We start from the raw sequence: 15,910 nt of genomic DNA on the forward strand, positions 1-15,910 counted from the left end.
TCACCTCTTCTCAAGTATACCTTAATCCATAGTACTTGTGTATTCTTTTTCCTTAACATACCTTGCGATGTTTGGATAGTTATCCAAGTGTTGTAATAACACCAAAGCATCCTTTTTTGCGACTTCTAATATATTTTCATCCATGATGACATCACCAAGGATAAAACCAGGAATTCCACTTTGTCTGCTACCTAATAAATCACCAGGACCACGTATCATTAAATCCTGCTTTGCGATTTCAAATCCATCATTACTTTCGCATAGTATTTCCATTCTGCGAATACTATCTGGATCTTTACTGTTTGATAGTAAGTAACAATATCCTTGTCCACCAGCTCTACCAATACGACCACGCAATTGGTGTATTTGACTTAAGCCAAAACGCTCTGCATCATAGATAATCATGATGTTCGCATCTGGTACATCAACACCAACTTCAATCACACTTGTCGCAATCAGAATATCAATCTCTTTACGCTTAAATTGTTGCATGATTTCATCTTTTTGTTCGCTACTCATCTTTCCGTGTAAATAATCAAGATGATACATCTTTCCTAATACCGGAAGTAAGTTATGGTAGATTTCTTCTACATTTCTCAGTTTTAAATCATTATTCTTTTCAATTGCAGGACATACGATATAGCATTGATTACCTGCATCAAGTAAATCTTTTAATTCACCCATAATGCTACGAATGCTGCTTTCTTTAATTAGTTTTGTAATCGATGGCTTTCTTCCTGCTGGCATTTGTTCAATACTACTTACATCCATATCTCCATACAATGAAGTTGCTAGTGTTCTAGGAATCGGTGTTGCACTCATTAAAAGAAAATCAACATCATTTCCTTTTTCAATCAGTTTTCTTCGTTGTTCCACACCAAAACGATGTTGCTCATCTGCAATAACTAAACCAAGGTTTTTATATTGTATTGCTTCTTGAAATAATGCATGGGTTCCTATAATCACATCCATATCACCTGCTGCAATCGCATCGATAATTTCATGTTTTTCTTTTGCAGGTAGTGCAGAGTAAAGTAAGCCTACCCGCACACCATAGGGTTTTAATACACGCTCCACATTGGCATAGTGTTGTTTAGCAAGTATCTCTGTTGGTGCAAGTAGAGCAGATTGCATACCAGTTAGCGTGTTTGCATACATTGCAATAGTCGCTACAATTGTTTTTCCACTTCCGACATCCCCTTGAACTAAGCGATACATTATATGTGTAGATTGTAAATCAGCTAAAGTTTCTGATATCGCTTGTCTTTGATCATCGGTAAGCATATAAGGTAATCCTTGGATTAATTGCTCAACTTTGTCTATCGCAAACACTTTGGCTACCTTACTTTTTTCAACATTTACCATTTTGTAATATTGAATCGTTAATTGGAATTTTAAAAATTCTTCATATTTCAAATACCGAATCGCTTGCTTCACTGACTCATAGTTTTTTGGAAAATGAATATCATGTAGTGCTTGCTTGCGTGATACTAACTTATAGGTTTCTTTTAAAGTATCAGGAATAAACTCTTCAATCATGCAACTATCTAATGCATTTGCTAGATACTTGCGTAAATCCTTTTGCGAAAGTCCATCTTTTGTATTATAGACAGGAATAATCCCTAGTTGTTCTTCAATCGGTTGCGTATTATATGACATGACTAGTACTTTACCATTCCCTTGATATTTACCTGAAACCGTAATCGTATGTCCGATGCGAAACGCTGAAATCCATGGACGATTAAATAATGTTAGACTCAATTCTTCTTCATCGTACATCGCTTTAAAACGTGTCACACTTCGTTTTCCACCAAAGTATTGAACTTTTGCCTGATTGATAATCGTACACGAAAAAAAGACCTTTTCTTCAAGTAACCAATCCGCAAAAGGTTTTACATTTTGATCTTCATAACGAAACGGATAATGCACCAATAAGTCTTCCACAGAATCAATATGCATCAGTTGCAAAATCTCACGTTTCTTTGGTGTCACTTTAATACTTTTCAAATCCATATCTAGATTATACCATTTGCAAACAAGAAAATGAAAAGTTTACACTCTTTGATGCTTTCATCCATTTATACAACATAAAAAGACTTCTTTACGAGAGAGAATTACTTGGAAGAAGTCTTTTTATGTTTACGCATTATAATCTTTTTTATATCTTAAGAAAAGTGATAGAGCAACATCTACCACTTCTCCAGGTAAGGATCTTTTGGCAAAGATCATCAGATATAATTACGTCCCTTCCCTAATAGCTAAATAACTATATCCTTAATTAAATTATAAATTATTTTTTTATAATGTCAATAATATAATGATAATATGCTTATATTTATATAACATTCAATTAACATAAAACCCTGCATATATACAGGGTTTATATAGGATGACTATTCTTCGCCTTCCTCAAATTGTGCATTGTATAGTTTTGCATAGAAACCATCTTTTGCCAATAGCTCATCATGGTCTCCAATTTCCACAATATCACCTTTATCCATAACGATGATTACATCCGCATTACGTATCGTCGATAATCTATGCGCAATTACAAAACTTGTACGACCTTTCATTAACTCATCCATTCCTTCTTGAATAAGCACTTCGGTACGTGTATCTACATTACTTGTTGCTTCATCAAGAATAAGGATTTTTGGATCCGCTAAGAATGCACGAGCAATCGTAAGTAGTTGTTTTTGTCCTTGTGAAATATTACTAGTTTCTTCATCAAGCATCGTGTTATATCCTTGATCTAACGTTTTCACAAAGTGATCAACTCTTGCTGTTTTACTTGCTTCGTAAACTTCTTCATCCGTTGCATCTAGTTTTGCATAACGCAAGTTTTCCATTACGGTTCCACTAAATAGCCAAGCATCTTGTAATACCATTCCAAACACACTACGTAAGTCTTCACGTCTAAAGTCATCAATGTTGTGATCACCTACATAAATGGCACCACCATTCAATTCATAAAAACGCATCAATAGTTTTACTATAGTTGTTTTACCAGCTCCAGTTGGACCAACGATGGCAACTTTTTGCCCTTCACCAACACGTAAACTGAAATCATTAATTACCATTTTATCTGGTGAGTATCCAAATTTAACGTTATCAAATGTAACTGTACTTGGAATGATGATATTCCCTTTTTCATCATAGATTTCTACATGGGTTGCTGTATCTGGTTCCATTTCTTTTTCACCAAGGAATTCAAAGACACGTTCACTAGCTGCCGCTGCAGATTGTAATTGGTTCATAATTTGTGCCATTTGACTGATTGGTTGGTTAAATGAACGTACGTATGTAATAAAGGATTGAATTCCACCAATTGAAATTCCAACACCTGTAATTGTTAAACCAAGAATCGAAACGGTCGAGTTTACACTTAAGTATCCTCCAACTAAACATACAAGAACATATCCAACGTTTCCAATAAATTGCGTAATTGGCATCATAAGTCCACTTAAGAATTGTGATTTCCAACCTGACTTATAAAGTTGATCATTGTATTCTTTAAATTGTTGGACGCTATCTTCTTCACCATTAAAGGCTTTCACTATCATGTGTCCACCATACATTTCTTCAACGTGTCCATTTAATGCACCAAGTGATTGTTGTTGGGCAAAGAACAGTGGTTGTGAACGTTTGGTAATCATCATAACAATGATTGCTGAAAATGGTAAGACAAGTAAAGCTACAATTGTCATCATCCACGATACACTAAACATCATGATTGCATATCCAATAACTGAAATCACAGATGTAATTAAGTTTGTTACGGATTGTTGTAAACCTTGCGATAAGGTATCCACATCATTGGTTACACGACTTAACACATCTCCTTGACTTGTTTTGTCAAAGTATGAAAGTGGCAAACGATTGATTTTTTCAGTAATTTCATTACGCAAGTTATAGGCGATCTTTTGGGTCATACCTGTCATCATAAATCCTTGAATATAACCACATAATGCACTAAATAAATACATTCCTAGCAATTTCACAATAATGTCTAAGATGCCATCAAAATCAATACCACCTTTACCCGACATTTTATTGGTAATTCCGGTTACTAATAAATCGGTTGCTTCTCCAAGAATCTTTGGACCAACAATCATAAAGATTGTACTTAAAACCGCAAATACCATAATTACGATTAATTGAATTTTATATGCAGAGATATATCCCATCATCTGTCGTACAGCTTTTTTGAAGTCTTTTGCTTTTTCTGTACCGCCGCGGTTTCCACCATGGCCAAAGCCCATTTGAGGAGCTCTTCTTTGTTTTTGTTGTTGATTACTCATTGTCTAGCTCCTCCTTACTTAATTGAGAATACGCAATTTCTTGGTATACTTCACATGATTTCATAAGTTCTTCATGTGTACCTTTAGCAACAATACCTCCTTCATCAAGCACGATAATTTGATCTGCTTGCATAATTGAAGAAACACGTTGTGCAACCACAAGAATCGTACTTCCTGTTTTTTCAACAAGTTTATTTAATGCTTCACGAACTGTTGCATCCGTTTTAAAGTCTAAGGCACTAAAACTATCATCAAAGATATAAATCTCTGGATTTTTAGCAACTGCACGAGCAATCGATAATCTTTGTTTTTGCCCACCAGAAACATTGGATCCACCTTGCGCGATTTCACTTTCAAATCCTTCTGTTTTTTGTGAGATAAACTCAGTTGCTTGTGCAACATCTGCAGCAAGTTGCATTTGCTCATCACTCATGTTTTCATCACTATATTTAATATTGCTTTCGATTGTACCAGAGAATAACACTCCTTTTTGTGGTACTAAACCAATTTTCTTACGAAGTTCTTGTTGGGTTACATCTTTGATGTTTACACCATCTACTTCGATTGTTCCATCAGTTGTATCAAAGAAACGAGGAATCAAGTTCACAATTGTACTTTTTCCAGATCCCGTACTTCCGATGAATGCTGTTGTTTGTTTTGGTTTTGCCACAAAACTAATGTCATGTAATACATCTTCTTCCGCTCCTGGGTAACGGAACGAAACATTTTTGAATTCCACATATCCTTTTTCATTTGTATCAAATGCTTTTGGAGTTTCTGGATCTTGAATATGTAATTTTGTATTCAACACTTCAAATACACGTGCAGCTGATGCAGATGCTCTTGGTAGCATTATAGAAATAATCGCAATCATCATAAATGACATAATGATTTGCATTGCATATTGAATAAATGCAATCATTTGACCAATTTGCATATTTCCTAAATCAATTTGATGTGCTGCAACCCATACAATAAGTAAACTTGTTGCGCTAAAGATAAATTGCACTAGTGGCATCACTACTGCCATCGTACGTCCAGTAAATAGTTGTACTTTCATTTGATCGCGGTTTGCTTTTTCCATTCTTGCTTCTTCATACTTTTCAGTATGGAAAGCACGAATAACTAACATTCCACTTAAGTCTTCACGCATAACTAAGTTGATTTTATCAATTAGTTTTTGAACGATTTTGAATTTTGGACCAGCAACTGCAAATGTAGTAGCCATAATACCCATAATAACTGCAACGACTAACACAATAATCCAAATCATACCCGAACCATCATTCAACACTCTCATAATCGCACCAAAGGCTAGAATCGGTGAATAAATAATCATTCGCATTCCCATAATTAGAATCATTTGAATTTGTTGAATATCATTTGTTGTACGAGTTATTAAACTTGCTGTTGAGAATTTATTGAATTCTTCATTTGAAAAACTTTCCACTTTTTCAAATACATCTTGACGCATTCGTCTAGCAACACCATTCCCAATTAAACTTGCTAAAAATCCAACTAATATTGCACAAATTACTCCACCTAGTGAAATTGCAAGCATCTTTGTTCCTGTGGCAAAGATGTAATTGTTTTGAACCCGTTGTGTATCTACACCTAAGCGTTCATATTCACCTTTCACCATGGACATACTTGCTACCGAACCAAGTTCTTCCAATTTTGCTTTTTGCTCATCAACCATCTTCAAGGTATCTTCTTTTGGTTGCATTTGTAAGGCATCAAAAATACTCATACCTTCTGGAAGTTGATCTATGACTTCTTGCATTTGCTTTGCTTGGTCTTCGTCTATATAACTTGTATTTCCTTCGTTGATGCTTTCCATCCCATTAACCATAAGGAATGGAACATTCATCACTTCATCTAATTTTTCAAATTTTGCATCACTAAGATCTTTTAGTACATAAATCCCACTATCTTTAATAACACTTGTATTTGATAAATCGATTTCTTCAGGTAGTTCGTCATTTTTAATATCTTCAAATGCGATAAAATCATAACTATCTTCCATCACTTTTGCATCTTTTTCATCCATGAAAATCAACGTATGGTCATACGTATCCTTACTCATCATCTCAGGGACACCGCTATCGAATCCACCAGCTTGTATTCCGTTGCTGATGATGTCACTCATATAATCCGGCAGGGCTAATTCTGCTTGTGCTTGTCCATATAATAAACCCACAACCAGCAGTAACATCCACCAATACTTCTTTAAGTATTTAAACGTTTTAATCATTTACAGTTCCTTTCCTTCTCTTCTTCATCGAGGTATTTCACCATTTTTTCCATAATACGTAATAGTTCATCCGTATCCTCATCACCTAAATAATCAAGAATTGCATTTAAGCGTTGATTCATTTGAGTTTCGATTTTGCGGATTTCTACATTTGCTAATTCAGATACTTGGATGTAAACACTTCTTCGGTCGTCATCTCGAATAATACGTTCAACCAAGCCACGTTCTTCAAGTTTACGCACAACTTGTGTCGCAGCCGGTGCACTAAAACGGAATTTTTTGGCAATTTGACTAATTTTAATTGGTTCTCCATTTCCAATTTTCTTAATTCCATTTAAAAACATCATATCTTGATGCTTTATTTCATGGCAATCATCTCTTGGTTTTAAACGACGTGCCATATACATCATTTCTCTAAATTTTCTCGCACGATCTTTACTTGGCATACTCACCTCCACGATACTTAAGTAACTTAACATTTAAGTAATTGAATAATACACGCACTTAACTATTATGTCAACCTATTTTTTTCTCTTCTAATAAAAATATTTTTCCTTTTTACTTGAACAAGTATATCAAGTTTCACATAACACGTCCTTGAAAGCACTCATATCAATATATGGACTACAAAAAAAGCAAGGACTTTACATCCTTACTTCTTTCATTATTCTTTTGGAAGACAATACCATCAACCAATATATCTAATTTACTCCCCTCCTATTCTTTTGAAGTTTTACTTTTCTTTGGCTGTTGTCTATGATTTCAACATCCATCGCAACACCTCCATTTATGTTTGAACCTTTTGGGGTTCTTTGTTTATACATTCATTATAGTCGATATAAAGAGAAGTAACATACATTTACAAAGATTTGGTATTTTTGTCTACATTGTTGGCAAATTTGGTGTTTCACTCACTTCTTCAAGTTCAACTGCTTCAATTTGTCTAAAGCGTTTTTCTATTTTATTTGCAGTAATTAGTACTTGTTGCATATCTTTATGTGTTCGTTGTAAATCATTAGCAACTGCTTGATAACGATCAGTAAAACGATCAAACTCCACTGCAAGTTTATTCAACTCCATTTGAATATCTTGCATCTTTTCATTTTTTTGTTGACCTAAATAAAGTGCTTTAATCGCAGTAATATATGCCATTAAGGTTGTTGGTGAAACTAAATAGACATGTTTTTGATATGAGTACGTTATAACTTCTTCCATGTTTGAACTAATATATGAAAATATCGCCTCTGCAGGAATAAACATATACGCAAACTCACTGGTTTCATCTTTAATTAAATACTTTGTCGCAATTGCATCAATATGCTTTTTCACATCGTGTTTAAACATATTGTAAACTGTAGTTTTTTGAGCTTGTAGTAATTCAGGATCCATTAAACGATTGAAATTCTCTAAGGGAAACTTTGAATCTACTGGAATTTTACCTAAAGCATCATTTCCAAAAATAATCGCATCTACAATATGTCCATTTGATAATTTATATTGCTTTTGATAGCGTGTTTGATCTAAACCAAAGGCATTTTCTAAAATTTGATATAATTCTACTTCTCCATAAATTCCACGCGTTTTCTTATCATTTAATATGTTATGCAAACTTGATATGTCATGTGAGAGCAATGTTAACTGTTCTTGTGTTTTATCAATCTTACCAATTTGATTCATCACTTCACGAAACACTTTCCCTGTTGACTCAAAAGATACATTGACTTGTTGATTCAAGCTTTGTTGCATCTTATTTAGTTTCTCTGCCGTATTCTCATTTAACATATTCATATCATTTCGTACACTTTGACTTATTGCGAGTTGAAAATCAAGTAGTTGTTTTTGTAGTCGATCAAGTTCTTCATGATCTTCGTGTTTTTGTTGCTTCAACACAACAAAAAGCACGACAAGTAGCAGTACAATTAATATAATAAGTAATCCAATCAGTATCATTTCTGTGTTCATAATATCACCTACGTAAGTATATCATACTATCTTTTGGCTAAAATAAAAACGCACGATTGTGCGCTTTTCTACTTTCTTCCAAAAAATAAAAACTCTTGTTGGTTTACTTCTGGATCTGCCATTAAACGATTGATTTCATCAAATCCTTTAACTTCAATAATTTCGATTCCTTTTGTTATCATATCTGGATTCCAAGCAGCATAGAAATCTTCTACTGCTAGTTCTTGTGATACTTCTGGAACCATTACCATCGAGAACGAATTATCATCTAAATAGTTCCAACCAGCAATAAAATCTCCTTCAGGTAATGGATCTTTATATAAAATCGACAAATACTTCCCTTCACGTCCATTATGGATAAATGAGTGGGCAAGATAACGTTCACTTCCATTGAAATAAACCATAACTAAACTACGATAATCTAAGTTTGGTTGCTTTTGATATATAGTTTTTTCCATAATTCAACATTCCTTTCCTAATATATATAAATTACTACACGTTTATTGTATCTAATTTTATTGATTTTGTCTTTTGCATGGCTCCACTTCTTTAGTTTTATACTTGTTAAACTATGTATAATAAAATGTATAGCTTTAATCAACTCATTTTAATACACTTTTACATTATTCAGAAAAATCTTGGTCACGAATATCTTGTTCGTATTTTGTGATGTTCGCTTTACTTACATTACGTATTCTTCCTTTGATTGGCAAGTTTTGTAGTGCATCAAATACTTTCTGACCTTTACCATTCAAGATTTCAACAAATGTAGAAACATCAACAATTGCAATCACGCCAATATCTTCAGCATGAATTCCTTCAATAGAAGTAATTGCACCTACAATATCACCAGCACGCATCTTCGTTTTCTTTCCAGCATTAATATGCAACTTCATAATATCATTGTTAAATGCTAGACTCTTTTCTTTAATAAGTTTGCGTTTTTGTTGTAGTGTTTGTTCATATATTTGTCGTTTATCTTCTACATCTTCCATATGTAATGGTGTCTGCATTTGAATTATTGTCTGTAGTTCATCTTCAAATGATTTGATCTGCTTTCTTTGTTGCGGCTCAAATAATGTTATTGCTTTTCCTTCATGATCTATACGACCTGTTCGTCCAATACGATGTACATAGGTTTGTACATCTGTGGGAACATCATAATTTACAATCAATTCAACCTTTTCAATATCTAGACCTCTAGCTGCAACATCAGTTGCAATTAAATAACGAAAATATCCCAGTTTAAAGTCTGTAATTACTTTGATTCGATCTTTTTGATCCATTCCACCATGTAACTTACGCGCAACTTTTGTATCAAATAGAATTTCACTTGCTACATGATTTACTGTTTCTTGCATATTACAGAAAACAATTGCACTTTCAGGATTTTCGTTTATTAAGATAGCCTGTAGCAATTCATCTTTATTGTCTGCTTCGTATGCATCTTGATGTATCAAATCAAAGACATTTCGCTCACTTGTCACTTCAATATACGTAGGCTTTTCCATATATCTTGAACAAAGTTTTTCAATATGTTCATCTAGTGTTGCTGATAGTAATATATTCACACGATTTGATGGCAGTTGTTGCAAAATTTGATACATTTCTTCTTCGAAACCCATTGTAAACATTTCATCTGCTTCATCAATCACGACAAACTTAATATTGCTTACATCGAGTGTATTTTGTTGTAAATGATCAAGTACACGTCCAGGAGTTCCAACGACAGCATGTGTACGTTGTGCTAATTGTTTTCTTTGTCCTTCAAAAGACATCTTTCCAAATATAGCTTGTGTATTTAGTCGTTTATATCTACCTAGATTAAACATTTCATCTTTTACTTGTAAAGCAAGCTCTCTAGTGGGTACTAAAACAAGTACTTGTGGTGTTCGAATATCCCATTGTAGTTGATTTAAAATAGGCACTGCAAAAGCAGCAGTTTTTCCACTTCCTGTTTGTGATTTCACAATCGCATCTTCATTGTTTAAAATCACAGGAAATAACTGCTCTTGAACCTTTGTGGGTTGTATATAACCTAACGTATCTATTGCTTTTACAATATCTTTTTCAAATCCGTATGTATTAAATTTCTTCATTATCTTTACTTTCTTTGGTTTGCACTCCCAAGTATACTTGCAAAGCATCATTTCGTCCAGTTACAAAAGAAAACAAGTAGTTTCCTACCTGTTTCTCTATATTATAAATTATACATCCTTACCCGTCTTTTTTGCATTTCTCACTTGAAGCACAAGAAGCATGCATCCTGCAAGTACTGCTAGGGTAAAATAAACACCTACAGATGTTGTATCACCTGTTTTCACAGTTGTTGTTGCGCTTGGATTCGCCACACTTGGACGTAATTCTGTATTTTTATCATTTCCTGGTTTTACTGGATCTACTGGATCAATTGGATCTACTGGGTCTACTGGATCTACTGGGTCTACTGGATCAATCGGATCAACCGGGTCTACTGGATCAACTGGATCAACTGGGTCCACTGGATTAACCGGGTCTACTGGATCTACTGGATCATCATTCTTTTCCCATACTGCATAGATAGTTACATCATCATCCACTTTTGTTTTATCTGTAAATGTATATCCTGAACCATCTGATTCTGTATTCCATTCAACGAATGTATATCCATCACGCACTGGGTCTGAAGGTAATGAATCAATTGTTTCTTCACTAGGCGTAAGGCGTGGCTCATCATCTTCTAAAGAACCACCATTTGGATCAAAAGTAACCGTCTTTAAATAGTCTCGATAGCTTATATCATTATTATTGTATGCATGTGTAAATGGTGCTGTAAATGTAGTTGTTTTTATTTTATCTGCATGAAGCGCTTCATGTTCTTTACGAAGTCTAGTTGAGAATGAAGCTTTATTGTTTGAGAATACAACATCAGCACCGATTTTAATCTTCTCTAGTTGTGATGCATGTGAAGGTTGTACTTGCTTTGGATCAATATATCGTATCAAGATTGCTCCACCGTCAATTGAAGCCACATTATTTGAAATTGTTGCTTTGTCGATTTTGATCGTAGCACTTGTTTTTGATTGGAAAATCGCTCCTCCATTTTTCGCTGTATTTCCGCTAATAACTCCATCATGCATTATCATTTCTACACCATTATCAATCGCACCACCAAATTCAGCAGCAGTATTATTTAATAATTCAACATTATAAATCGTAAGTGAAGAAGAATTGTCACTAATACTTATTCCTCCTCCACGAAGATCTGCTGTGTTCCCATCAATATGGCCACCATAAATTGTCATTGCTGTACCAAGTATTCCATAGAGTCCACCACCACTATTCGTTGCAGTGTTATTTGAAATTGTTCCTCCATAAATAGTAACCGGTGAACCAACACTATGAATTGCTCCACCACATTCACCAGCATTGTTAGAAATTTCACCACCTGTTATTACTACACTTGATGATATTTCAGTAAACGCATCTACAGTACGTGTATGCGCATATATCGCACCACCACTTGTGGTAGTTCTGTTGTGAGAAATCTTTCCTCCATTAATGACAACACTTGCACCAGTAGTTTGAATTGCCCCACCAGATTGCTTTGTTGTGTTGTTTGATATTTCACCGTTTTCCATAATAAATGTCGCACCATTGTAGTTTTGAACTCCACCACCATTTGCTGCTTGATTATTACGAATTACTCCACTTTGCAAAGTAAACATTCCCTCATTATATACTGTACCACCAGACATTTTATTGATAGTCACATCATGTAAACTACCTCCAGTATGTACATTGTCTTCAATGATCGCACCTTGTTGTACAAGTACTGCACTTGCTTCATTATAGATTGCTGAACCGCGATCTGGATGAAGTCCATTTTTAATTACCATATCTTTTACATACAATGTTCCATAATTATGAATTACACGAACTGCACCATTCCCATCTAGTGCAACTGTATTTGTTGAAGATGTAAGTGCAATCACTTTATCCGTAGGAATTGTAATTGTGGAAGTCAGTACAATGTCCTGACTCAATTGAATCGTTGTTGGTTGAGTTGCACTTACAATTGCGGCTTCCAATTCTGCTTGTGTACTTACACTCTCATTTGCACTCCAACTTGGTTCATTAATTGTTCCATTTTTCGTTGTACCTGCTTGCATTACATCAACTTCTGATGCATATGTATGTGCTACCATGCTTGTTAAAGCAATGATACACACAAGTAATACCTTACTTGCATTATGTATTCTCTTTATTTTTCTTGTCATCATATATTTCCATCCTTTTTCTTTTTAATGAATCACTATTTCTAACTCATTTCCGGCATAATCACTAATATAAAAATAATCTATACTTTTCCCTGGAGAAACAATTCTCAAAATGTGATTTTCTGCATCATATGTGTACGATGAACTTCTTTGTTCATCACGATAAAACCGTATGCTGTTACTATCGATAGCTGATGCATCATCATATAGGTAATACGTAAATGTATCACCCTCTTTTTTATAAGTTCCATTTGGACTATGAATATCAATATTTGATATTTCTATTTCCTTTTCATCAATAACTTTTCCCTTTGATACTAACTGAACTTTATGTTTCCCATTTTCTGTAATGGCATCTTCTTTTTTGCCATCAATCCATAACTCATCGTACTGCCCATCTGTTGTTTCCACATGTAATGGTACAGCTTTATTTGTCCAAGCCTCGTTATATGTAATATTTTTTATTTTTGCATAAACTACTTCTTGCTTTACTGGCTCTTGTTTTACAGGTGTTGGTTGAGAAGATGGGATGAATATAATTGCTCCAGCAATCACACCTGCCCCAATAGCTCCTCCAAACAATAGTTTTAACAAGACTGCAGTTTTCGCAACATGTTTTGGTTGCAATATGGATTGTAATATTTCCATACTAGCTTGTTGGTTTAATACAAATCGTGTACTAAATTCCCGATACAACGTTTGTAAGATCATCGGTGATAAAGCAAACACGTAACTGTTTGGTGATATCCCTTGGTTCTTTAAATCTACTTGTAGCTTCTTACGAATTCGATTCAATCTTGAATTCACTGTTCCTTTTGGAATCACTAAAAGTTCAGCAATTTCTTCAATTTGTAATCCTTCATAGTACCGCAACAATCCTACCTCTTTTAATGAATCACTCATCGTATCTAATGATTCGAAAATAACTTCTTTAATTCTTGTATTTTCGAATTCTTTGGCAGCTGATACGCCTTTCTGATCTTTAAAATCTTCAATACTCTTATTTTCACCTAAGTCAATAATTTGCATCTTTCGTCGTCCCTGATTCATACATACTGAGTATGTTATTTTTCGCAACCATAAACTAAAAGCCTCCGGGTTTCTTAGCTCTTTGATTTTTCGAAAAACGAGAATGAATACTTCCTGAACGATATCTTTTGCAATTTCCTCATCCCTGTAATATTGACATGCTACAAAATACACTTGATTGTAGTGTGCTTTGTAGATTGATGAAAATGCATCTACATCCCCGTGTTGCGCTTTTCGAATCACCGTCTCATCAACATAATTAAATTTATTTTTCACACCAATTTCCTTCCTTTCACATCACATTTCTACATCACTCCTCACATTTTTTCCTCTTGGTATAATGAGTGACACATCGTTTTTGCAAAAACTTCCACACTTTTTGAAAAAATTATTCTATCCATTAAAATACAGGAATTGACACAATTGACATAGACAGTTCATTTTCAGTCATATACAACCTTTCCTTTATAAAATACATTGTTTCTTATCTATAATACGCTTATGAATACATAAAAAGTAGGCGACTGAATTACTTCAATCGCCCCTTATCAAACCGTACGTACGCTACTAACGTATACGGCTTTCCAACATGTTTCGATAGTTTATGTTGTAATGACAGTTATTTTGCTAGTTCATATCTAAAGAATCGGCCGCCACTTTTAGTTCGCTTCTGATTCTTTCTTTTTGTTTTCATACAGTATTCTTCATGCAGTGGGTTTACACACAAGCGGTCGTTTTGAGTGCTTGCGGTCTTTCTCATCACACATGGGATTTCCCAACTTTTTCGCGAGGTCATCACCTTACTCATGCCACATCACCTTGATATATTCACGCCTGTCAATTTGTCCGTTGCACCCTTTTGAGACGCACCATCCATTTCCTTGGCACAGTACCTCACGATACCGCACTAAACTTCACTATACAACATGGCTGCACCCTTTGTTGTTAGAGGTCTTTCACCTCATAGAGAATATCCTCTCCTTCAACTTTTGACTAGTTCTACTTTTTACTTTGCCAATTTCCATTGCAGTTTGAGGACTATATGCATGACTGCCCGTCACACGAAAAACTGCCGCTCTCACGACAGTTTAATTTAAGATTTTGTAAATGTGTAAGATGTTGTAGAAACAAAAGGTTCATTTGCTTTACATATAACATCTGGATGTTCTTGGTTATGAATTGCATCAGGTGCATAACTTGTTTCGATACATAAGGCACAATTTCCAAGATATGCATGATTTTGTTTGCCTTGAATTGCTGGTTCATAGTTAGGAACATATAAGTGAAATCCAGGTAAATCCGTTTTCACAATCAGTTTATTTCCACTTTTTGCATCTTTTACAATAACTTCCTTTCGTTGGTCTTCATCAAACATAAAGAAATTATCAAATCCATCACATGTTTTGATTTGTTCATCTTCATCATGTTGCAATGCATCTACAATCGAACTTGTTGTACGAAAATCATGTGGTCGACCTTGTACAGATGCAATTTTACCTGTAGCTAAATGATCTGTTTGGTTTTCCATGAACGTGCTAGCTTGCACTTGCAGCGTTTGATATTCAATACTGCCATTTCCTTCACCTTGCAAAGCAAAGTACATATGATTGGTTAAATTAATCAATGTATCTTTTGAAGGTGTTGCATGATAAGAGATGCTTAATGTTTCTTTATCTAATTGAAATACAACTTGCACATCTAAATCACCAGGATAGCCTTCTTCACCATCCGCACTTAGATATTGCATGCTCACACCGTTTGCAATGGTTGTCGCATGAAAGATCTTCTTATTAAATCCTTCTTTTCCACCATGCAAAGAATGAATTCCATCATTTGGATATAATTCGTAATCTTTACCATCTAATGAAAAGGTTGCATTTGCAATTCGATTTGCACATCGTCCAATTGTTGCTCCAAAATAATTTGGATTCTCATCATATGAAAGAATATCATCATAGCCAAGTACGACATCCGTGCCATCTTTATACATCACAGAAACAATACTAGCACCTAAGTTTGTAATTTTGATGGTTAGGTATTCGTTTTCAAGTGTGTATAATAAAATATTTCTTTTCTTATCAATGACTTCATTATGTATATTCATT

Annotated in this window: 10 protein-coding genes; all 10 read right to left on the reverse strand. The window is 34.5% G+C overall.

The genetic code is table 11. From position 1 onward, the window contains the following. Positions 1 to 21: 21 nt before the first annotated feature. The gene (recG, locus tag M2098_RS05860; protein ID WP_280682596.1) at positions 22 to 2,013 is read right to left on the reverse strand and encodes an ATP-dependent DNA helicase RecG; all 1,992 of its coding nucleotides are present in this window, start codon (positions 2,011 to 2,013) and stop codon (positions 22 to 24) included. Between the two features lie 380 nt (positions 2,014 to 2,393). After that, positions 2,394 to 4,301, reverse strand: a complete 1,908-nt coding sequence (locus tag M2098_RS05865) for an ABC transporter ATP-binding protein (protein WP_280682594.1) — start codon at positions 4,299 to 4,301, stop codon at positions 2,394 to 2,396. Next, positions 4,294 to 6,555: an ABC transporter ATP-binding protein gene (locus M2098_RS05870; protein WP_280682592.1), complete on the reverse strand. Its 2,262-nt coding sequence runs from the start codon at positions 6,553 to 6,555 to the stop codon at positions 4,294 to 4,296. Before M2098_RS05870 ends, M2098_RS05865 begins: the two co-directional genes overlap by 8 nt. After that, positions 6,552 to 7,001 (reverse strand): MarR family transcriptional regulator, encoded by a 450-nt coding sequence (locus M2098_RS05875; RefSeq protein ID WP_280682591.1) that lies wholly within the window; start codon positions 6,999 to 7,001, stop codon positions 6,552 to 6,554. The genes M2098_RS05870 and M2098_RS05875 overlap by 4 nt, the downstream gene beginning before the upstream one ends. A gap of 436 nt (positions 7,002 to 7,437) precedes the next feature. Next, the gene (locus M2098_RS05880; RefSeq protein WP_280682590.1) at positions 7,438 to 8,517 is read right to left on the reverse strand and encodes a DNA recombination protein RmuC; all 1,080 of its coding nucleotides are present in this window, start codon (positions 8,515 to 8,517) and stop codon (positions 7,438 to 7,440) included. Between the two features lie 68 nt (positions 8,518 to 8,585). Continuing rightward, positions 8,586 to 8,975 carry a hypothetical protein gene (locus M2098_RS05885; protein WP_134170414.1) on the reverse strand — a complete coding sequence of 130 codons (390 nt, stop codon included), beginning with the start codon at positions 8,973 to 8,975 and terminating at the stop codon, positions 8,586 to 8,588. Between the two features lie 165 nt (positions 8,976 to 9,140). Beyond that, positions 9,141 to 10,616, reverse strand: coding sequence for a DEAD/DEAH box helicase (locus tag M2098_RS05890; RefSeq protein WP_280682589.1), 1,476 nt, complete (start codon positions 10,614 to 10,616; stop codon positions 9,141 to 9,143). Between the two features lie 108 nt (positions 10,617 to 10,724). After that, positions 10,725 to 12,779, reverse strand: a complete 2,055-nt coding sequence (locus M2098_RS05895) for an InlB B-repeat-containing protein (RefSeq protein ID WP_280682587.1) — start codon at positions 12,777 to 12,779, stop codon at positions 10,725 to 10,727. A 21-nt stretch (positions 12,780 to 12,800) separates the two neighbouring features. Continuing rightward, a complete protein-coding gene (locus M2098_RS05900) occupies positions 12,801 to 14,081 on the reverse strand; it encodes a sigma-70 family RNA polymerase sigma factor (protein ID WP_280682585.1) in 1,281 nt (426 codons plus the stop codon). Positions 14,082 to 14,898: 817 nt separating this feature from the next. Continuing rightward, positions 14,899 to 15,909 carry an aldose epimerase family protein gene (locus M2098_RS05905; RefSeq protein ID WP_280682583.1) on the reverse strand — a complete coding sequence of 337 codons (1,011 nt, stop codon included), beginning with the start codon at positions 15,907 to 15,909 and terminating at the stop codon, positions 14,899 to 14,901. Position 15,910: the final 1 nt, after the last annotated feature.

It is taken from the genome of Breznakia sp. PFB1-19 (assembly GCF_029893935.1).
Classification (GTDB): Bacteria; Bacillota_I; Bacilli_A; order Erysipelotrichales; family Erysipelotrichaceae; genus Breznakia; species Breznakia blatticola.

What these genes read in the sequence shown, in the direction of transcription:
- M2098_RS05880 (WP_280682590.1), bottom strand. Translation starts at nt 8,517, where the DNA reads ATGAACACAGAAATGATACTGATTGGATTACTTATTATATTAATTGTA.
- recG (WP_280682596.1), bottom strand. Translation starts at nt 2,013, where the DNA reads ATGGATTTGAAAAGTATTAAAGTGACACCAAAGAAACGTGAGATTTTG.
- M2098_RS05885 (WP_134170414.1), bottom strand. Translation starts at nt 8,975, where the DNA reads ATGGAAAAAACTATATATCAAAAGCAACCAAACTTAGATTATCGTAGT.
- M2098_RS05905 (WP_280682583.1), bottom strand. Translation starts at nt 15,909, where the DNA reads ATGAATATACATAATGAAGTCATTGATAAGAAAAGAAATATTTTATTA.
- M2098_RS05865 (WP_280682594.1), bottom strand. Translation starts at nt 4,301, where the DNA reads ATGAGTAATCAACAACAAAAACAAAGAAGAGCTCCTCAAATGGGCTTT.
- M2098_RS05890 (WP_280682589.1), bottom strand. Translation starts at nt 10,616, where the DNA reads ATGAAGAAATTTAATACATACGGATTTGAAAAAGATATTGTAAAAGCA.
- M2098_RS05870 (WP_280682592.1), bottom strand. Translation starts at nt 6,555, where the DNA reads ATGATTAAAACGTTTAAATACTTAAAGAAGTATTGGTGGATGTTACTG.
- M2098_RS05875 (WP_280682591.1), bottom strand. Translation starts at nt 7,001, where the DNA reads ATGCCAAGTAAAGATCGTGCGAGAAAATTTAGAGAAATGATGTATATG.
- M2098_RS05895 (WP_280682587.1), bottom strand. Translation starts at nt 12,779, where the DNA reads ATGATGACAAGAAAAATAAAGAGAATACATAATGCAAGTAAGGTATTA.